This window comes from Nostoc sp. UCD121 (genome assembly GCF_014222285.1).
In the GTDB taxonomy this organism is placed as follows: Bacteria; Cyanobacteriota; Cyanobacteriia; order Cyanobacteriales; family Nostocaceae; genus Nostoc.
Genome location: NZ_JACKZS010000021.1, coordinates 16,432 through 35,177, shown reverse-complemented (window position 1 = coordinate 35,177; position 18,746 = coordinate 16,432). Strand labels below are relative to the sequence as shown.

At 40.4% G+C, this 18,746-nt stretch carries 20 protein-coding genes; 7 read left to right on the top strand and 13 right to left on the bottom strand.

Going from position 1 to position 18,746, the window contains the following annotated elements; translation table 11 throughout:
* Window positions 1-46 precede the first annotated feature (46 nt).
* The 6 genes from GNF10_RS07185 to GNF10_RS07160 all read right to left on the bottom strand — a co-directional run bounded on the left by GNF10_RS07185 (window position 47) and on the right by GNF10_RS07160 (window position 5,109).
* Window positions 47-763: a Uma2 family endonuclease gene (locus GNF10_RS07185; RefSeq protein WP_185585009.1), complete on the bottom strand. Its 717-nt coding sequence runs from the start codon at window positions 761-763 to the stop codon at window positions 47-49.
* Between the two features lie 97 nt (window positions 764-860).
* Window positions 861-1,055 (bottom strand): hypothetical protein, encoded by a 195-nt coding sequence (locus GNF10_RS07180; RefSeq protein ID WP_185585008.1) that lies wholly within the window; start codon window positions 1,053-1,055, stop codon window positions 861-863.
* Between the two features lie 24 nt (window positions 1,056-1,079).
* On the bottom strand, window positions 1,080-1,892 hold the full coding sequence (locus GNF10_RS07175) for an Rpn family recombination-promoting nuclease/putative transposase (RefSeq protein ID WP_185585007.1): 813 nt from the start codon (window positions 1,890-1,892) through the stop codon (window positions 1,080-1,082).
* 316 nt (window positions 1,893-2,208) lie between these two features.
* Window positions 2,209-3,018, bottom strand: coding sequence for a tetratricopeptide repeat protein (locus GNF10_RS07170; RefSeq protein WP_185585006.1), 810 nt, complete (start codon window positions 3,016-3,018; stop codon window positions 2,209-2,211).
* 103 nt (window positions 3,019-3,121) lie between these two features.
* Complete coding sequence (panB, locus tag GNF10_RS07165) at window positions 3,122-3,892, bottom strand: 3-methyl-2-oxobutanoate hydroxymethyltransferase (protein ID WP_185585005.1); 771 nt, start codon at window positions 3,890-3,892, stop codon at window positions 3,122-3,124.
* A 113-nt stretch (window positions 3,893-4,005) separates the two neighbouring features.
* Window positions 4,006-5,109, bottom strand: coding sequence for a two-component regulator propeller domain-containing protein (locus GNF10_RS07160; RefSeq protein WP_185585004.1), 1,104 nt, complete (start codon window positions 5,107-5,109; stop codon window positions 4,006-4,008).
* Between the two features lie 817 nt (window positions 5,110-5,926).
* Here GNF10_RS07160 and GNF10_RS07155 point away from each other — a divergent pair.
* The 7 genes from GNF10_RS07155 (at window position 5,927) to GNF10_RS07125 (ending at window position 11,168) form a co-directional block, all read left to right on the top strand.
* Window positions 5,927-7,357: a form I ribulose bisphosphate carboxylase large subunit gene (locus tag GNF10_RS07155; protein WP_114082926.1), complete on the top strand. Its 1,431-nt coding sequence runs from the start codon at window positions 5,927-5,929 to the stop codon at window positions 7,355-7,357.
* Window positions 7,358-7,457: 100 nt separating this feature from the next.
* Entirely contained in the window at window positions 7,458-7,865 is a 408-nt protein-coding gene (locus GNF10_RS07150) for a chaperonin family protein RbcX (RefSeq protein WP_185581700.1), read from the top strand.
* Between the two features lie 46 nt (window positions 7,866-7,911).
* The gene (locus GNF10_RS07145; RefSeq protein ID WP_114082924.1) at window positions 7,912-8,250 is read left to right on the top strand and encodes a ribulose bisphosphate carboxylase small subunit; all 339 of its coding nucleotides are present in this window, start codon (window positions 7,912-7,914) and stop codon (window positions 8,248-8,250) included.
* A gap of 265 nt (window positions 8,251-8,515) precedes the next feature.
* Window positions 8,516-9,154, top strand: coding sequence for a GDSL-type esterase/lipase family protein (locus GNF10_RS07140; RefSeq protein WP_185581701.1), 639 nt, complete (start codon window positions 8,516-8,518; stop codon window positions 9,152-9,154).
* A 37-nt stretch (window positions 9,155-9,191) separates the two neighbouring features.
* Window positions 9,192-9,419: a type II toxin-antitoxin system Phd/YefM family antitoxin gene (locus GNF10_RS07135; RefSeq protein WP_185581702.1), complete on the top strand. Its 228-nt coding sequence runs from the start codon at window positions 9,192-9,194 to the stop codon at window positions 9,417-9,419.
* Complete coding sequence (locus tag GNF10_RS07130) at window positions 9,416-9,802, top strand: type II toxin-antitoxin system VapC family toxin (protein ID WP_185581703.1); 387 nt, start codon at window positions 9,416-9,418, stop codon at window positions 9,800-9,802. Before GNF10_RS07135 ends, GNF10_RS07130 begins: the two co-directional genes overlap by 4 nt.
* 91 nt (window positions 9,803-9,893) lie before the next feature.
* On the top strand, window positions 9,894-11,168 hold the full coding sequence (locus tag GNF10_RS07125; protein WP_185581704.1) for a ribulose bisphosphate carboxylase small subunit: 1,275 nt from the start codon (window positions 9,894-9,896) through the stop codon (window positions 11,166-11,168).
* A 191-nt stretch (window positions 11,169-11,359) separates the two neighbouring features.
* On the opposite strand, the gene GNF10_RS07120 is transcribed toward GNF10_RS07125, so the two are convergent.
* The 7 genes from GNF10_RS07120 to GNF10_RS07090 all read right to left on the bottom strand — a co-directional run bounded on the left by GNF10_RS07120 (window position 11,360) and on the right by GNF10_RS07090 (window position 18,744).
* Entirely contained in the window at window positions 11,360-12,112 is a 753-nt protein-coding gene (locus tag GNF10_RS07120; protein ID WP_185581705.1) for a hypothetical protein, read from the bottom strand.
* A 1,101-nt stretch (window positions 12,113-13,213) separates the two neighbouring features.
* Window positions 13,214-13,585, bottom strand: a complete 372-nt coding sequence (locus GNF10_RS07115) for a DUF2358 domain-containing protein (protein WP_114082919.1) — start codon at window positions 13,583-13,585, stop codon at window positions 13,214-13,216.
* Window positions 13,586-13,794: 209 nt separating this feature from the next.
* Entirely contained in the window at window positions 13,795-15,036 is a 1,242-nt protein-coding gene (locus GNF10_RS07110) for a pentapeptide repeat-containing protein (protein ID WP_260445885.1), read from the bottom strand.
* Between the two features lie 306 nt (window positions 15,037-15,342).
* The gene (locus GNF10_RS07105; protein WP_114082917.1) at window positions 15,343-16,050 is read right to left on the bottom strand and encodes an actin-binding WH2 domain-containing protein; all 708 of its coding nucleotides are present in this window, start codon (window positions 16,048-16,050) and stop codon (window positions 15,343-15,345) included.
* A 42-nt stretch (window positions 16,051-16,092) separates the two neighbouring features.
* Entirely contained in the window at window positions 16,093-16,797 is a 705-nt protein-coding gene (locus tag GNF10_RS07100; protein WP_185581827.1) for an actin-binding WH2 domain-containing protein, read from the bottom strand.
* Between the two features lie 23 nt (window positions 16,798-16,820).
* Window positions 16,821-18,368: an FAD-binding oxidoreductase gene (locus GNF10_RS07095; RefSeq protein WP_185581828.1), complete on the bottom strand. Its 1,548-nt coding sequence runs from the start codon at window positions 18,366-18,368 to the stop codon at window positions 16,821-16,823.
* Between the two features lie 184 nt (window positions 18,369-18,552).
* Complete coding sequence (locus GNF10_RS07090; protein ID WP_185581829.1) at window positions 18,553-18,744, bottom strand: hypothetical protein; 192 nt, start codon at window positions 18,742-18,744, stop codon at window positions 18,553-18,555.
* Window positions 18,745-18,746 lie beyond the last annotated feature (2 nt).

Sequence of the window (18,746 nt, the reverse complement as noted above, 5' to 3'; positions counted from 1 at the left end):
GTATCCATCAGTATCACTGAAGGAAGAGCCAAACTGATGACTGCAATTACAAATTATCTGTATCAATTCCCTTTTCTTTGAGTTTAGCTAGTAATTCTTGATAGCGATCGCGCTCTTTTTCTAATTCTTCCAAAGCCGCTTCCTTTGCTTGACGTTCCTGTTCTGCACGTTGACGTTCTTGTTCCCGCAACTGGTCAATTTCTACGGGACTCAAAAACTTTTGTCCAGAAGGGGAAAAAATTTCCAGTGTATCCGATGTTAGTTCAAAACGGATTCCCAAACGCGGACTTACCCAGCCATTCATCTCTTCAATGACTTCAAAACTATCCCCAGAACGGAGCAAGCCATTTAAATCGTTTTTTTCTGGATCGTAAATATAATATTCTTCTACACCGTAACGCTGGTAAAACTGCAATTTTTTAGTCATTTCTTTGAGCGTATTACCTGGTGAGAGAATTTCAAATACTACCTGCGGGGGTATATTATTTTCATCCCACTGTAAATACGAGCCCCGCTTTCCTTTTGGTCTACCAAAGACTACCAGCGTATCAGGTGCTTGTTTAATATTAGGGCTTCCTTTAACTGGATACCAAAACAAATCTCCGGCGATAAATACATCAGCTTGCGATGCAAATAAGATTTCTAAATTTTCTTTAATTTTGACAATCCATGCAAATTGTTCTGTATTATCCGCCATTGGTTGCCCGTCACTTTCTGGGTAGATAACTTCGATTGGGGTTTCTGGTGTGACTTGTTGTACCATTGCTGCACCTCCAAGTATGGGGTTTTTAGCTGATATTTTTAGTTAAGAAGATGCGTAGATGCAAAGCGGCTTGTCGCCAGACATCGCTTGTCTGAACTTATTCATTAACAGGTTTTTGCTGTACTCCTTGCTGGACTTGTGCAATATCCAAATCTAACGCCTGTGCTATCTGTTCCACACTTAAACCTAGTGCTAGCAGTTTATGTACAGCTTCTAATTTTGCGTCAAAACGACCTTCTTGTTTACCTTCTTGATAAACCCGTGTTTGCTTCAACTCACTTAACCCAAACATCGCCTCTATCTCCTCTCGACACTATTAATTTAGAGGCTTTTGCTGTACTGCTTGCTGGACTTGTGCAACATCCAAATCTAACGCCTGTGCTATCTGTTCTACACTTAAACCTAGTGCTAGCAGTTTAGGTACAGCTTCTAACTTTGCCTCAAAACGACCTTCTTGTTTGCCTTCTTGTTTACCTTCTTGTTTAGCTTCTTGATAAACCCGTGTTTGCTTCAACTCACTTAACCCAAACATCGCTTCTATCTCCTCTCGACTTATGTTAGGCAATTTATAAACCAGGATTGTCTCTATTAATTCTAGTAATTCTTTTTGTGGTAGTTGCAAATTTACCGCTTGTTTAGTACGGTTAATTAGAACTCTTGCGGTAGTAATAGTTGTATCTTCATTTTCAATTACTAATTTTAGGGTAGCAATACCTATTGGTAGTGATGCAGCTTCGCCTAGTTCATCCAAGTAAATTATACTAATGCGATCGCTGTTGAAGAATTCGTGGCAATCTTGTCGCTCACCAGTATCTATACTCCTTCTGGGATAAATCACCACTCCTCGCCAAGAATTTTTAGATTTATTTTGCCGCAAATAGAGAAATGCTTCCGAAACTAGGCGCAAATAAATATCTAAATCTGGTTGAAATTGGACTTCAACAAAATAAATCGGATTTTCTTCGTCTTGAGTGGGAAGAAATACACCATCTATTCTAAAGGCAGTTTGTTTGATTTCAACTGAAGAGAATTGATAGGTATTTGCAGTCTCAGGAGGATTGCCAATCAGTTCAAAGAAGATACTGGGGAATTCTTGAAATAGGCGATAAAATATACTGTCAGTTTTCACTCTGGATGTTGTAGCACAATTTTGAACTTCAGCAATTTTATAATGTGTTGCTCTCTGATTGCATAAATTATCCCAGATGGTAAACTAATTATTCGGCAATACGCTTGGGTTAAAAGTTATTGGTATAGATAATTGGTCTTTGAAGACGCGATAAATCGCGTCTCTACATGAAGGTTTTGGGCTTATCTGAACTATATTGAACTATTCGGTAGCTTCTTGTATTTTTTAATGACAAATATCTGGAATTAGCTTGTAGCTGCGCTTTAACGAAGACAGCGCAACTACAAACCATAATGATTTATTCATACCAACTTACTTAAGACTGAATTTCGCTCATGAAGTCTATCGCTTTCTGGTGAAATATTGTGTTTTGATGCTTTAAAGCAATTTGGGCTGACTTTTGGAGATCAGCGATCGCTTCCTCTCGATTTCCTAAGCGATGGCAAGCCAAAGCCCTTGCGTAGAAAGCAAATTCATCCTCAGAATATATTTCACCTCCACCCACTGCTTCAATGTGCTTTGCTTCATTAAAATCTGCAAATGCACCTTGCTCATCTCCTAACTCATAACACGCATTACCCCGCACATAGTAAGCAGCTATTAAATTGGGATCTACATAAAGAGCCTTGGTTAAGTGCTTAATGGCTTGGCTATTAATACCCTGAGAATATTGCAGAATGCCCAAATTGTAATAAGAAATAGCAGAATGTTCCATGCTGGCTATCAGACTGAAGTCTTCTAGCGCACCTTGATAGTTACCAGAGTAAAAACAAGCTGCACCTCGCCCAAAATAGGCTCGTACATATTGCGGATCTAATTGAATTGCACGATGACAATCTTCAATTGCACTTTGATTATCGCCTATTGCTGCACTAGCAACACCACGTTCAGCATAAGCCTGAGCATATTGAGGACTCAGCCGGATTGTTTCATTAAAGTCTTCAATTGCATTTTGATAATCCTTTGTCAGTGAACGAGCTAAACCACGACTTAGATATGATGTCAAATCCTCTGAATTTTGTAAAATTGCCTGAGTATAATTTTCAATGGCTCCTTGATAGTCGCCAGAATTATAAAGTATATAACCAAGGCTAGCGTATCCAAAAGCAAACATTAAATTGAGCATTGGTTTATAAAAGCTGATGACACTAGTATTATTCCCAAGTCAATGAATTGAACATCACAACCTTTGCTCTGTTATTTTGCGACTGTACACAATTTGCCACAAACTATGGAAATTTCCGATCGCGCACTTCCACGGCATAATCTTGCACAGCTTTGGTAATTGTCTCCCGCAAGTTGGTGTAAACCTTGGCGAATGGTGGATGCTTCTCGGCCAGTCCGATTACATCTGAGGTAACTAAAACTTGTCCATCGCAGTGAGTTCCTGCACCGATACCAATTGTCGGAATACTCAGTTTTTGTGTAATCTGCATTGCCAAATCTGCGGGGATATGCTCTAAAACTAGAGAAAATACTCCTGCTTGTTCAAGAGCGATCGCTTCTTGTAAAATTCTCTCACTCGCTTCTTGGGTTTTTCCTTGTTGCCGCAAACCCAGTTGATGTACTGATTGCGGTGTCAAACCGACATGGCCCATTACTGGAATTCCAGCTTCTACCAAACGAGCAATAGTTTCTGCGATCGCAGGATAGCCACCTTCCAATTTTACCGCTTGAGCGCCCGTTTCCTTTAGTACCCGCCCAGCTGAGTGCATCGCTTGCTGGAGACTTTCTTGATACGTCAAGAATGGTAAATCTACAACCACTAATGCACGTTTAACCCCACGGCGCACAGATTTGGCGTGGTATATCATTTCATCCAAAGTTATCGGCAGTGTTGTTTCATACCCTAGAACTACTGCCATAGAATCGCCCACAAGGATTAAGTCTACACCAGCTGCATCGATGAGTTGAGCGATCGCATAATCCCAGGCGGTCAACGCGACAATTGAACGTCCCTGTTGTTTCCATTGAATTAATTGCTGGGTAGTGATTGCCATTTTTAATTAGGGGATAGGGGATAAGGGGATAGGTGATAGGGAATAAGTGATAGGTGATGTGGACTATTAGAAAGAATTCAGTCCCCTATACCCTGTAACCTGTCCCCTAATACCTACTTAACAGCGCGACTGAAAGCAATATGGGTTTTTGCACTGTCTGTTTTGGGCATTAACCAAGCCAGACCTTCACTAGTACCGATCCATAGTTTATTGCTGATGTCAGGTAAAAGGGCAAGAACCCGACTAGAAGGAAGTCCAGCAACTTCTGCATCTAACACAGCGCCTGTATTTGGATTTAATCGTAACAAACCATTGCTAGTTCCAACCCAGACACTACCATCTTTAGCAAAACGTACCGCCGTCACATCACGCCCACGCAGGCGAGTCACAGACCGCAAAACTGCACCAGTTTTTGGGTTAATGACTAGTAAATTATTTGGCATTCCCGCCCAAATTAAGCCTTCTGGACTGATAGCTAAAGCTTGAACAGTCGTCCCTGGTAAATCGGCAATCCGCTTCATAATCGAGGCACTAGCGGTATTTACCCGCACCAATCCATCAAGAGTACCAACCCACAGTTGACCTTCAGCATCTAAAGTCAGGGCGTTGGCGCTGACACCAGGCAGATTTTTTACTGTTGTCATAATCAAACCTTGGTCAGGACTAATTAGGGCTAAACCACTATCAGTTCCAGTCCACAAATAACCCCGTTTGTCAAGTAACAGTGACAAAACCCGTTTAGAAGGCAAAAATAAATTCTGTGCGGTGATTTCATTCGTCCGAGGGTCTACTCGAACTAGTCCGCCATAACTTCCCACCCACAAGCGTCCTACTTTGTCTTGGGCTAAAGCACCAATGGCAACATTCGGTAAGCTAACACGAGAAATAATCTTGCCAGTTTTAGGATCAATCCGCGATAATCCCCGCCAAGAACCTACCCAAAGATTGCCTGTAACATCTGCCAGTAAGTTACCAACCCGATAATCAGTTTCTGGCGAATTTTCTTGCACTCCGCGCTCATCGGGCAAAGATTCTACTCGCGGTGGCGGCGCAGAAGGTGGGTAAGCGGGCGTTAAATCAGATGATTTGATGTCAGGGGTTTTTTGTGCCCATCCCATACCTGGCACAGCTATCAACCCAAACAAGATAGAAGTAATCAATAAACTAGTACGCTTGCAAAACAATACCACGGTGACATTTCCTTTGGAGACATTCATTACCCCTAGCCATTACCTAAACTGGCTTTGGGTTAACTTCAGTGTTCCCTTACCTGAGATTTTTTAAACGTCATCTACAATTTTTCTCAAATTTTATTAAGGATTGGGAATTGGGCATTGAGGAAAGAATTCTTATAACTACCTAATTCCCCACTCTCCAAAAGCTTCTTTACAGTGATTGATGACACCTTGTAAAGCATCTGTAATAAAATGTTAAATCTTTATGTAATAACAAAATTAAATATATAAGTTAAAAACTTTGAAAGAATAACTTATCGAATTATTGATATATTGTGGAATAAGTTACAAATTACGTGGTGTGCAATTTTTTATCTTTACGCTCACGACTCTGCTAAATCTGTGTCAAGTAAATTCTTTTCTGGTATCTTTTCCATCAACGGAGAAGATATAAGGAGTGTAGAGGCGGGAATGTGTGCCAGTCAGCCCAATCCCCTGAATACCCCGATTTGTAGGGAAATTATCTAAATCAAGACGCAAAAGCGGAAGTTTTGGTGAAATTGAGAAGGTTTAGTTAGGTGCGAAGAAGAGGTAAAAAAGAATTTTGATTCGTAAGAAGAGGGAACAGTAGAAGCGCTAGGTCGTGTACCCCTAGAAGGGGATAACACTGGTGAGGAGGGCTACCACCGCTACCAAAGTGTCAGCCGCAAAAAAGACTGTTACCCTTTGCCAAAAACAACCCTTAACAAAAATTTTTACCGTTCTTTTCCCCGATGAAGGGGGAAAAAATTGGGTGAGGGGAAGTTGCACAAAACGTGATTTGATAATTAACAAGAGTGATTTCAGGGAAGGATAAAATATGTCTTACGCTCAAACGAAGACTCAGAGCAAGTCTGGGTATCAAGCCGGGGTTAAAGATTACAGACTAACTTATTACACACCCGATTACACACCAAAAGATACCGATCTTCTAGCTGCGTTCCGCATGACACCCCAGCCTGGTGTTCCTCCCGAAGAAGCAGGTGCGGCTGTAGCGGCTGAGTCTTCCACAGGTACTTGGACAACTGTGTGGACAGACTTGCTCACCGACCTCGATCGCTACAAAGGTCGTTGTTATGACATCGAACCAGTTCCCGGTGAAGACAACCAGTACATCTGCTACGTTGCTTATCCTTTGGACTTGTTTGAAGAAGGTTCTGTAACCAACGTATTAACCTCAATTGTAGGTAACGTATTTGGTTTCAAAGCTCTGCGGGCACTACGTCTAGAAGATATCCGCTTTCCAGTAGCTTACATCAAGACCTTCCAAGGGCCTCCTCACGGTATCCAAGTTGAGCGCGACAAGTTAAACAAATACGGTCGTCCTTTGCTGGGTTGTACCATTAAGCCCAAATTGGGTCTTTCCGCTAAGAACTACGGACGCGCTGTATACGAGTGCTTACGCGGTGGTTTGGACTTCACCAAAGACGACGAAAACATCAACTCCGCACCATTCCAAAGATGGCGCGATCGCTTCTTGTTCGTAGCTGAAGCTATCAACAAAGCTCAAGCAGAAACCGGTGAAATTAAAGGTCACTACCTAAACGTCACCGCTCCTACCTGCGAACAAATGTTGCAACGGGCTGAGTACGCAAAAGAACTCAAAATGCCCATCATCATGCATGACTACCTCACCGCAGGTTTCACCGCCAACACCACATTATCTCGTTGGTGTCGTGATAATGGTATCTTGCTACACATTCACCGTGCTATGCACGCTGTAATTGACCGTCAAAAGAACCACGGTATCCACTTCCGTGTATTGGCTAAAGCTCTACGTTTGTCTGGTGGTGATCACATCCACACCGGTACAGTAGTTGGTAAGTTGGAAGGTGAGCGCGGCATCACAATGGGCTTCGTTGACCTGTTGCGTGAAAACTACATTGAGCAAGACAAGTCTCGTGGTATTTACTTTACCCAAGACTGGGCTTCTCTACCTGGTGTAATGGCAGTTGCTTCTGGTGGTATCCACGTATGGCACATGCCCGCGCTAGTAGAAATCTTTGGTGATGACTCCGTACTACAATTCGGTGGTGGTACTCTGGGACACCCTTGGGGTAACGCTCCTGGTGCTACAGCTAACCGCGTCGCCTTGGAAGCTGTTGTTCAAGCTCGTAACGAAGGCCGCAACTTGGCTCGTGAAGGTAACGATATCATCCGCGAAGCTGCCAAGTGGTCTCCTGAACTAGCTGTTGCTTGCGAACTGTGGAAAGAAATCAAGTTCGAGTTTGAAGCAATGGATACCGTCTGATCTGAGTTAACAGTTAAGAGTTAAGAGTTAAGAGTTAGGATTTGCATTAATTCATAACTCATAACTCATAACTCATAACTCTTTAGGGCTGGGGTCAAGCATGAATCTTAAGCAAATTGCGAAGGACACAGCCAAAACTCTCCAAAGCTATCTGACTTATCAGGCTCTAAGGACAGTATTGGCACAGCTAGGCGAAACTAATCCTCCATTAGAACTTTGGTTGCATAACTTTTCGTCTGGCAAAATTCAGAATGGTGAGTCATACATTGAGCAACTGCTGAGAGAAAAACCAGATTTGGCTTTGCGAATCATGACTGTCAGAGAACACATTGCGGAAGAAATCATCGAATTTTTACCGGAAATGGTTCGTACTGGCATTCAGCAAGCCAATATGGAACAGCGTCGCCAGCATTTAGAACGCATCACACGAATAGACACATCTAGCCCCAGTCTGCAACCAGAACAGCAAACAACTTCAGATCAGAATTTGGATAACTTATCCAATTAGTTCGATCAATTTAGTAGTCAAAAATCGCAACCCATTATCAAAAGCTATGCAAACTTTACCAAAAGAGCGTCGTTACGAAACCCTTTCTTATCTGCCACCCCTGACTGACGCTCAAATTGCCAAGCAGATTCAGTACATTTTGAATCAAGGTTACATTCCAGCGATCGAGTTCAACGAAACTTCTGAGCCAACAGAATTATATTGGACAATGTGGAAGCTGCCTTTGTTTGGTGCTAAATCCACTCAAGAAGTATTGAGCGAAGTTCAAGGATGCCGTTCTCAATTCAACACCAGCTATATCCGTGTTGTGGGTTTTGACAACATCAAACAGTGCCAAGTTCTCAGCTTTTTGGTTCACAAACCCAACAAAGCCACCAGATACTAAAGCTAGCGAGCTTTAAGTAATTTAGTTTATCCCCATAGGAGAGGCAGATAATTCTACCTCTCCTATTTATTAGATTTTTTTGGCATTGCTGATTGCGGTATGAAAACGATTGTGCTTTGTGGGGAAAATCCTTGTAGAGACGTAAAATTTTACGTCTCTACATCCAAAATTCATACCTCGATTCAGCAACGCCGATTTTTTTTTGAAATGCAGAGGGGCGCGGAGTTATTCTCTATATACCTCTACGTTTTTTAAGAGAGTAATAATGCTACAAGAAGTAAGAATTTGTTTTGTTGGTGACTCCTTTGCTAATGGTACTAGCGACTCAGAATGTCTTGGTTGGACTGGGAGAGTATGTGCTAATGCTAATAAAAAAGGTTATGACATTACTTACTATAATTTAGGAATTAGGCGTGATACGAGTACTGATATAGCAAAGCGTTGGTTACAGGAAGTATCACTGCGATTACCCAAAGAATATGATGGCAGAGTTGTGTTTTCTTTTGGATTGAATGACACAACATTAGAAAATGGTAAAACTCGTGTAGACTTGGCAGATTCGCTCAAAAATGCCCATAAAATTTTAAGCGAAGCTCAAAATTTATATACTGTTTTGATGGTTGGCCCCGCACCATACGCAGAACAAGAATATCCTCAAAGAAAGCAGAGAACTATAGATTTATCCAACCAATATGCTTTGATTTGTAAAGGATTAAATGTACCTTATTTAGACGTTTTTCCGATATTAGAAAAATCAAATATCTGGATTAATGAAGCAAGAGCTAATGATGGTGTTCATCCTAGAGCAGGCGGTTATGCAGAATTTGCTCAAACCGTGGAAAATTGGGACGCTTGGTTAAATTGGTTTCCTCTCAACTTAATTGATAATTCAAAGTTAGGATAGTGGTAGCACCTCATTTTTATATCCAAAGGTGGTAACTATGCAGCAAATTACTCTAGCTGAAGCATCTCAAAATTTACCTGATTTAATTGAAGCAGCACTGAGTGGTGAGGAAATTATTATCATCAAAGATAATCAACCTGTTGTGAAGTTAACTCCTGTGTCGCCAGTTAAACGCCCCCGTCAACCTGGAAGTGCAAAGGGGTTAATTACAATATCTGATGACTTTGATGAACCACTGGAAGATTTTAAGGAATATATGGAATGATATTACTGTTGGATACACATACTTTTATTTGGTATGTGACTGACAATTCAAGACTTAGTAATCAAGTACTAGAATTAATCAATGATGAGAATAATGAGATTTTGCTAAGTGTCGCTAGTCTATGGGAAATAGCTATTAAGCAGAATTTAGGAAAGCTTAGTTTCAATCAGCCATTTGAGATATTTATCACACAGCAACTCAATCTGAACGATTTTAGGTTAATCGATATCAAAATTAGCCACGTTACTGTTGTTGCTACACTATCTTTACATCATCGTGACCCATTCGACCGAATTTTAATTGCACAATCGATAGTGGAAAATATACCCTTACTGAGTGCCGATAAAATTTTTGATCTATATCCAATAAGACGTGTATGGTAAATAGCGTTGCTTTTCTACCAAAAGATAAATAAACAGTCATCACTAAAAAAACTTAACATTACTTTAGGCAGTGCTAGGCAAAAATAATTTTATGGGTTACTACATCGCTCCTCGGTTTCTGGACAAATTGGCTGTCCACATTACCAAAAACTTTCTAAAGCTTCCTGGCGTGCGTGTCCCGGTGATTTTGGGTATTCACGGACGCAAAGGTGAAGGCAAAACATTTCAATGTCAATTAGTCTTCGAGAAAATGGGTATCGAAGTGACTAACATATCTGGCGGCGAATTGGAAAGTCCAGATGCAGGAGATCCGGCGCGGTTGATTCGGCTACGCTATCGGGAAACAGCAGAACTGATCAAAGTACGCGGCAAAATGTGTGTACTGATGATTAACGATTTAGATGCGGGGGCTGGACGCTTTGATGAAGGCACTCAATATACTGTAAATACGCAGTTGGTGAATGCCACACTGATGAATATTGCTGATAATCCCACAGATGTGCAGTTGCCTGGAAGCTATGATTCCACACCTTTACACCGTGTACCGATTATTGTCACAGGTAATGATTTCTCTACCCTCTATGCACCGTTAATTCGGGATGGACGAATGGAGAAATTTTACTGGGAACCAGATAGAGACGACAAAGTGGGAATTGTCAAGGGGATTTTTGAAGCGGATGGATTGTCACAGAAGGAAGTTGAACAGCTAGTTGATACATTTGTCAATCAGTCTATTGACTTTTTTAGTGCTTTGCGATCGCGCATTTATGACGAACAAATCCGCAATTACATCCATAAAGTAGGTTTTGAGAAAGTATCCTTGAATGTGGTTAACAGCACTGAAGGGCCACCAGAATTTAAAAAGCCAGATTTCAGACTGTCTCACCTAATCGAGTCTGGCAACTTCCTCGTTGGTGAACAAAAACGGGTGGAAAATTCCCATTTGGTTGATGATTACAACCGACTCAATCGAGGTAGAAATTCTCAATCTGTACAACCTGCTGCTGTAACACCAATTAATCAGCCGTCAAGCAATGGTGCAACTCAAGAAGGAAAAACTAATGGATTCCAGAAACAGGAAGTATCAAGCCCACATTTAACCCTAGAGACACAAGAACAGATTCGGCAATTATTATCTCAAGGTTACAAAATCAGCATTGAACACGTAGATGAGCGCCGTTTCCGCACAGGTTCTTGGCAAAGTTGTGTTCATAGCCACATTGATGCCGAGTCTGATGCAATCTCAAACTTAGAGGCAACTTTGGCAGAATATAGCGGTGAGTATATCCGCTTAGTAGGTATTGATCCGAAAGCCAAACGGCGGGTTTTGGAGACAATTATTCATCGTCCGCATGGGAAAAATTAGGAATAGATAATTGAGAAAGAGCGATCGCTTTTGTCAATTCTGAAATAATTGGAAAAATATGCTTCCTCAATTTCGGGACTTACGCAAAAAATAGCCCAAACCTTGATTTTCTGGTAGGGGCAATTCATGAATTGCCCCTACCGCCCGTCGTTTTGCGTAAGTACTAAATTTGATAGCTGAATCCTTATACCTTAACTACAGGTAGCAGCAGAAGCAGAGTTAACCTTTGTTAAATCGCCAGTGAATACTGCTGTGTATATATAAGGTGATGCACCAGAGCAAGTCATGGAGTTGGTATTAGTGCGGCGGGGAACCCACCATGACTTTGCTTCTACAGTTAAATTTGTACCATTCCATGATAGGCTTCTGACAACTAAAGAGTTTGTATTTCCATTATCTGCCTTTTTAGCAGATAAAAATGTAGCATAGTAAACCTCGCCATTGGCTGGATTAATCCGGGCTATAACTGCGACTTTTGGCCCGCCTCCACTACCATAGCTAGGCAACCAGCGCCCTGTTGCAAAGCGGCGAAAATCATTACCGATCTGACTGCCAGTGGAAGAGTAAACGCCATATAAAACACTCCCCCCACTCCAATACAATCCGTAGCCTGTACCGTCGTCATTTGTTGTTTCGTAATCAGTCCTACACCATGTTTTAATACCATTATTAAAACGGATAGTTATGGGGTTTTTGTTATTAGATGAGACTTGCTGATAACCAATGTAAATGGCTGAACTTCCACTAACTACTCTGGCCCCATTCTTAGATTTTATTGTCGCTTCACTATCATTGCAACTAAATGTCACAGCATTCCCAATAGATGAATTTACTATTTCGGCAGAAGCTGGAGGGACTTTTTGGGCGATTACTAAATCAGTTACTAAGACGACAGATAAAGAGAAACTGGCCAAACACTTCTGAAATTTTTGAGAATAAATCATGATAAAAATCTGCCGAGAAATTGTAAGGGAAAAACACCGTATCACTATAAACTCTAATGAGAGTTTAGACAAGTAAAATTGTTGAAATTCGCAGATAGCAACATTTTCAGCATTACGAGAAATAAGGCTAAACTACAAAGTGCCTAACAGAATATGCATGACATTGCATGGTATTAACTGTATATAAAGTTTTCTTATCCAAAGAGCATCATTGAATAGATTGATGATCAATTCAGAATCTAGATACTCTCTAAGAAATTCTGTATGGGTATCTTGTTCGCAAACCTAGACTAGACTTGCACCTTATGTCACCACCAAATCATAGATGTGGTGAGGGTACAAAGACTTCATTGATTAAGAAGATGCAGACTTGCTACGACTGCGGTATTCAATTTTTAAGCCAGAATTAATTCTCAATTCGGATTCTTCACTTTTGAATTCTGTTTGATAAATTGCGAAAAGTGCTTTTAGAGAACAAATAATATTTGTTCCTTTTTTATCTCTCCTATTAGAAGCTTGAATTCATATTTGAATCCATTACTTTCAGCCCAGCCGATCTTAATTCAGCTGTTTATAGAATATGTGATGTCCGTTTTTGGAAGAGACATAGATATATTCCTTAAATAGGGTTCTAAAGTTAGTTTGGCTTAATCAAGCTGTTTTCTGGTTCAGTAAAATTCGTGAATAATTTTATTTCTCATAAAACTAATACATTAATCTGAGTAATTTCTCTTAATTCAGATATTGAATCTAGTTTTTTGGGCAATTGTTTCTTAGTGATGAATATTCTGATATTCATCATAATGGCTCGATTTCGTCTTATTTTATCGATACAGAGTACAGGAATAGCTGATTAGAGGCTCTGCCTTCAGTGATAGATTAATTCAGCAGTCCAGATGAATGTATTCCCATACTCAGTATGAGAACGAGTAAAAAAGTAAAACTTCATCAAGCTAGTTTTTTAGGACTTGTGTATACACTGTAGGCTTCTAAAAACTGGGGCACAACTCTACAAAAATTGTGTGTACACCTAAGTTGACAAGGAGAAATATGGTATTTTGGGCTGGAGGTTAGGTATATATTGGACTCAACCCAGAAGTGCTAGAAATGCTGCTTTACCACATCTAGGGGTGAACAATTCCAATAATCGATATGGGAGACAATCAAACCATCAGAGTTAAGACCTAATTCACTCCAACCAGGAATAGAAATCCGTGGCTTCCAGGGGAGAGGAGTATTCCAACTGAGTGTCCACTCAGTTTTGATTGTGTCTCCTAAACGTTGAATATTATGTAAGTCCATCTTGGGATCTAAAAACCAAGTTTGGATAAAATTAATCATTTTTTGATAACGTTTCACACCACGAAATTTATTCAGTGGGTCTTGAAAATAAACGTCTGGAGCGTAAATGCTGTAAGTTTGATTGACTGGGAATCTTTGATAGTCTTCTTTGAGAATTTCAATGATATCCATAATCGTCGCTTTATATTCGATGTCCTCGCTGATAGAGGATATCAGGTTTTTGGCAACTTTTTAGTTTTGGATACTAATAAAATAGCGGTTGGAAATTGGGTCTATACAAACAAAACCCGCGTAGGCGGGTTAAAAACCTTAAGTTTCTCTAGTCAGCTGAGGCGGACTTTGTTTCTGTAACTGCGAATTCGGTTCATCGGGGCTTTTTGTTAATGCCAATGTTGGGGTATGTTCAGATTTTCCGGTAGGATTGTTGTGCGATCGCCAAATGCCTCTTCAATCTGCTGTAATTCCAGGTTCTCACATCCGCTCAAGTTTGCCCTAAAGAGATTAGTTTCTTGGAGGTTGGCATCTTGCAGATTAGCTGTACTGAGTAACACGCCTTCTAAGTTGGCCCCAGCAAGTTTTGCGTTTTGCAGGTTACTGCCAATCAGGTTTGCATCTTGGAGGTTGCTACCCTCGAAGTTGGCTTCAAAGAGGTTAGCATCACAAAGAATTGCTCCTTCCAAGTTGGCATCACAAAGAATTGCTCCTACCAAATTAGCATCACAAAGAATTGCCCCTTCCAAGTTGGCATCATAAAAGATTGCCTTCGAGAGGTTTGCCTTTCTGAGAATTACGCCTTGCAAATTGGCTTCTGGAAGGGTTGCCTTCGAGAGATTGGCTTCATAGAAGACTGACCCACAAAGATTGGTTACTGATAGGTCTGCCTCCGAGAGGTTTGCTTGTGTAAAATTTACCCATTGTAAGTTAGCCCCTACGAAAATTGCCCTAGAGAGATTAGCTGCCGTTAAGTCTGCATTACTGAGGTCTGTATTGCGTAAATCTAGTTTTTGATTTACCGGATCTTTATGTGAATCGCGTCGCCCAATGACAGTTATCGCTGTTTGAATATCCGTAGGAAGTTTTGATGATACCTGTAACTCATCCTCATATTTTTGATTTACCGGAGCATTCTCGCGGATAAAAGCAGCGAGAATTTCCATAATTGTCCAATGGTCTTTGGGAGAATCTTTGGCAATTCGTTCTAAAGCATAAATTGCGGCAAACCGCGTTTCAATTTTTTCATTTCCTAGTTGTTCAATTGCTTTAGAAAAGCGTTCGGGAACAATTTCTTGGGGAGTTGGTTGCTTGTAATTAATACCAGTTACTATATTGTTATCCCAAGCTAGTGTCCCAGCAAGGATCTGCATTAACAGGCTCTGATTCTCATCCAAAGAGAGTCTAGATGTATAGTAAGCATTAATTATTAATGCTAATCCTCCAATAATGATCGCAATAGTTGTTAATGCTTGAGTGATATATTCTATTTTTTCTTGGTTTGAAACTCCTTGAATATTTTCAAATAAGGAAAAGATTAGAGTTAAAGAAAAAATAAATATAACTGAGATAAATACCAGCAAAATCGTGAGTCCATTTGTCTTTATGAAAGACATGTTATAAGTCTTCATATTTGACTCCTTACGGAAATAAATTTAGGTTGATTTTAAGAGCATCCGTAAATATCTGATAGCGTACAAACACGGAACTACTTGACATATACTTAAATGTATTTCATGGAAATTATCTATAAAATATCTGAGAACTTATTTTGTAAACATCTTCTGAAATGCGGCTTTTTTGGCTTGTCTGCTGACATGATGGGTGGATTGCTGCGGATAGGCCCAATTAAACCTTGACTGCGGTGAGTGTTGAAGCTTAGTGCAATCGACGCTTCAGAGGTTGTGTGAATTTAAGCAGGGGATTTTCACGATATGTTAACGCAAACCTAAAATTTCGGAAATCGCCGTAACAATATCCAAATAAAAGTTGCCTTTTACTGCGCGAAACAATTCAAATTTAGAATCAGGCGCACCAAAAAAGGGTCTGAGAAACCATCCTAACTGCATACCAACAAAGGCATAAAGCAATAACCAGGATCTTAAAATAGTGGTGCGGGTTTTTTTACCGACTTCATCTTGTTGAGAGAGTAATTGCATCCCTTCATATAAAAATTTCACACCAAAGATGCCTGTAATACCAAAAATTAGCACATTCAATAGTTTGAAAAATTGATAGGAATCTGGTGTAGTAATGAGAAAAAATAGTGTAACTGGTGCCAAGCTAAATAAAAGCACACTAATCACTGATACAGAAGTGAGTAATACAACAAAATGCTGTAAAACACTGCTCCGAGAACCAAACAAAACATTAAAAAAGAACAAAGTCGGGAAACAAATAATCAGTGTGATTAAATAAAATACCGGAAGTTTAATCGCACCAGATAATGCCTGTGCCCAACTGTGGGATGCACCGATAATTGCTCCATAAAGAGCAAAGAATATAGAACTAGTTACGAATAGAGAACTGATTTTATTTTGTAACCTGACTCCCTGGCGAATTTCTTCTAAAAAAGACTGGCGATCGCGCAGTAAATTAACCAATACACCAAATTGTTGAATTCCGCGATTCTGCTTTTTCAGCATAATTTTATAGTTTGTATATTTTGTGAAATTACTAATGACTAGTTAACGGAATCCAAAAAGATAGCTAAGAGATTTAATGACACTTAAATAGAAATTACCTTCTCTTTCGCGGAATAGTTCAAAGGTAGAACCAGGTGTGCCAAAAAATGGTCTGAGAGTCCATCCTAACTGACTGCCTACGAAAGCGTAAAGAAATAGCCAAAATTGTAAAATCTTTTGGCGTGTCTTGGTACTTTCGTCATCTTGTTCTAAAACTAAACTCGTCGCCTGATATAAAGACGAAACACCAATAAATCCAGTTAATGCAAAGATGAATACATTTAACAGAATTAAAAATTGGTAATTATTCGTGGTAATCAAGAAAAACAGAGTGATGGGTGCAAAGCTAAATAAAAGTACGCTTGTGACTGAAACCGCAGTCAATACTAATGCTAAATGCTGTGCAAAAGTCCGCTTGGAACCAAAAATAATATTAGCAAAAAACAACGTCGGGATACAAATCAAAAGTGTGATTAAATAAAGTGCTGGGAGTTTAATGGCGGAAGACAAAGCTTGCATCCAGCTATGGTATGCACCAATGATTCCACCATACGCGGCGAGAAATAAGGAACTGCAAACCAGCAGCGAAATGATTTTAGTTGGTAATCTCGTACCTTGGCGAATTTCCTCCAGAAAACCTGGGCGATCGCGCAGGAATCCAATCAGGACTGCAAAGTATTTGATTCCTAATGATTTCCGTTCAATCATGTTATCCTCACACAGCTAAAATTCTAAGTTTCATCTGAGTAATCACCGCCAGAACCATACTTCCAGGCATCAACCAAACGATGCCAATAATATTGTTGTTCATTTGGTTGATTCTTAATCCATGTTTCTAACATTGGACTCAACCAAAACAAGGCAGTATATACACTTAAATTGCCATAATGTAACGTCCAATCTAATAAACTTCCTAAACCTACTTGCGGAATGATTTTGGCAACTATTCCCGGATGAGATAAACCAGTTTTTAACAGTGTTTGGGTTAGTGCCGAGAACTGCACTATATCCTGTAAAAATGGTTTTAACACTGGTGTACCCAACTGTTGCATTTCTTGAAATACTGCCGACAGGAGTTGGTTAATTTGATCTGGGGCAATTTTCTGATTTATACCAACACTCATCGCTTTTTGAAACAACCAGGTAACAGTCAGACTTGGCTGATATGGTTGCAGGAGTGCTAAAGCTTTTACAGATAATTGTTCTGTTTCTAGCGCTTCGTAAATGCCATAAGTTAAACGCTTCAGGTGACGCACCATTGCCCCAAAACCACCAAAACTCAAGGGAGACTGACTACCACTGCTATCTCCGACTGGTAAAATGCGATTCCAAGGAGTTTTGAGAGGACTTTGCCGATAAGTGGGAAAGAAGCCAAATAGCGATCGCTGAAATTTCAGTTTGCTCAATTCCACTCCCTGATATTCTGGTAAGAGACGCAGATATTCTTCAAATAGACCTTCTAAACTCAAACGTTGGGGATGTGCATCCATGTAAGTAAACAAGTAAGTGGTTCTGCCATCCCTGGCTGGGAAAGCTTCCCAGAAGTACTGACATTGATTTTGCAAAGGTGTAAATGATAACAACAAGTCGCCTGAGTTATTTTCCGGAAAACCTTGGGCACAACTTCCGACAACTAAACACAGCGCGTCTGGTTTTTTGCCTTGGCGTGCTTGTTGGCTGATGGGTGAAAGATGTCCCATTGCGTCGATTAATAACCGAGTTTTGAATTGCTTATTTACCATCACCCCATCTGGATGAACGATCGCTTCAGTAAAGGGTGTATTTTCTAACAACTTTCCGCCTACTGCGAGAAATCGGGTTTTCAATGTAGCCAGGAGATAAACTGGATCTACGCCGATATTCAAGACATCTTCTACCCAAACTTCTGTACCGCCATCAAAACTAACTCGCGCTGGGTTATATTTAGTTGCGATCGCAGTTTCTAATTCATCCTCAGTCAGCAAGTTTAATTCCACAAACACATCTAATTCTTTCCGGGAGATATTCCACTCTTGCTCTCTCCCCCGTAAAATACCCCGTTCCATCAACGCTACCCGCAGTCCCTTCACCGCCAAGGCGCAACCAATTAAAATGCCTAAAGTGCCGCCGCAGATCAGCACATCGAAATCGACAACGCCCAAAGGCTGTTGACTTTCTTTAACTAAGGTTGGCACAGGTGCGGAGTTTTCGCGCAGAGATGTGAGGATGCGATCGCCTTGACGCAACCCTCCTAAAACATCACCTGGTAATTGGGAAAGAATTTCTTCGGTTAAAGACATCGGGTTTAATTCCAGCAAAGTTACTAGTATCGATCGTATCTTTGCTGGAACAACGTCCTTATCCCAAACCGAATAGTTTTGCGATCGCAGGCAATAATTTATTACCAGCTTCAACCAGCGATGCGATCGCAGGTAAGCCTGTAAATATCCTTTTCAACATGGTGATAGCTATCTTCGCTGTCTTTTACTTACTCGATTCTTGGGGATTTTTACCCGTTTCTGCTAAAGCTTGCACCTGTTCTAGCGCCTCAGCTTTCTCTGTTTCTGGCAAATCTGTTGATTGTGAAATAGCCTCTTGCAACTGCGTCAATAATTCCTTAATTCCTGGTTTCTCAGTATCCGGTGAATTAGGTAACTGATTGAGGTTAATACTCACAT

Excerpts from the sequence above, each read along its gene's own strand:
- GNF10_RS07185 (WP_185585009.1), bottom strand. The coding sequence starts at position 763 with ATGGTACAACAAGTCACACCAGAAACCCCAATCGAAGTTATCTACCCA.
- GNF10_RS07180 (WP_185585008.1), bottom strand. The coding sequence starts at position 1,055 with ATGTTTGGGTTAAGTGAGTTGAAGCAAACACGGGTTTATCAAGAAGGT.
- GNF10_RS07170 (WP_185585006.1), bottom strand. The coding sequence starts at position 3,018 with ATGCTCAATTTAATGTTTGCTTTTGGATACGCTAGCCTTGGTTATATA.
- panB (WP_185585005.1), bottom strand. The coding sequence starts at position 3,892 with ATGGCAATCACTACCCAGCAATTAATTCAATGGAAACAACAGGGACGT.
- GNF10_RS07160 (WP_185585004.1), bottom strand. The coding sequence starts at position 5,109 with ATGAATGTCTCCAAAGGAAATGTCACCGTGGTATTGTTTTGCAAGCGT.
- GNF10_RS07155 (WP_114082926.1), top strand. The coding sequence starts at position 5,927 with ATGTCTTACGCTCAAACGAAGACTCAGAGCAAGTCTGGGTATCAAGCC.
- GNF10_RS07150 (WP_185581700.1), top strand. The coding sequence starts at position 7,458 with ATGAATCTTAAGCAAATTGCGAAGGACACAGCCAAAACTCTCCAAAGC.
- GNF10_RS07145 (WP_114082924.1), top strand. The coding sequence starts at position 7,912 with ATGCAAACTTTACCAAAAGAGCGTCGTTACGAAACCCTTTCTTATCTG.
- GNF10_RS07140 (WP_185581701.1), top strand. The coding sequence starts at position 8,516 with ATGCTACAAGAAGTAAGAATTTGTTTTGTTGGTGACTCCTTTGCTAAT.
- GNF10_RS07135 (WP_185581702.1), top strand. The coding sequence starts at position 9,192 with ATGCAGCAAATTACTCTAGCTGAAGCATCTCAAAATTTACCTGATTTA.
- GNF10_RS07130 (WP_185581703.1), top strand. The coding sequence starts at position 9,416 with ATGATATTACTGTTGGATACACATACTTTTATTTGGTATGTGACTGAC.
- GNF10_RS07125 (WP_185581704.1), top strand. The coding sequence starts at position 9,894 with ATGGGTTACTACATCGCTCCTCGGTTTCTGGACAAATTGGCTGTCCAC.
- GNF10_RS07120 (WP_185581705.1), bottom strand. The coding sequence starts at position 12,112 with ATGATTTATTCTCAAAAATTTCAGAAGTGTTTGGCCAGTTTCTCTTTA.
- GNF10_RS07115 (WP_114082919.1), bottom strand. The coding sequence starts at position 13,585 with ATGGATATCATTGAAATTCTCAAAGAAGACTATCAAAGATTCCCAGTC.
- GNF10_RS07110 (WP_260445885.1), bottom strand. The coding sequence starts at position 15,036 with ATGAAGACTTATAACATGTCTTTCATAAAGACAAATGGACTCACGATT.
- GNF10_RS07105 (WP_114082917.1), bottom strand. The coding sequence starts at position 16,050 with ATGCTGAAAAAGCAGAATCGCGGAATTCAACAATTTGGTGTATTGGTT.
- GNF10_RS07100 (WP_185581827.1), bottom strand. The coding sequence starts at position 16,797 with ATGATTGAACGGAAATCATTAGGAATCAAATACTTTGCAGTCCTGATT.
- GNF10_RS07095 (WP_185581828.1), bottom strand. The coding sequence starts at position 18,368 with ATGTCTTTAACCGAAGAAATTCTTTCCCAATTACCAGGTGATGTTTTA.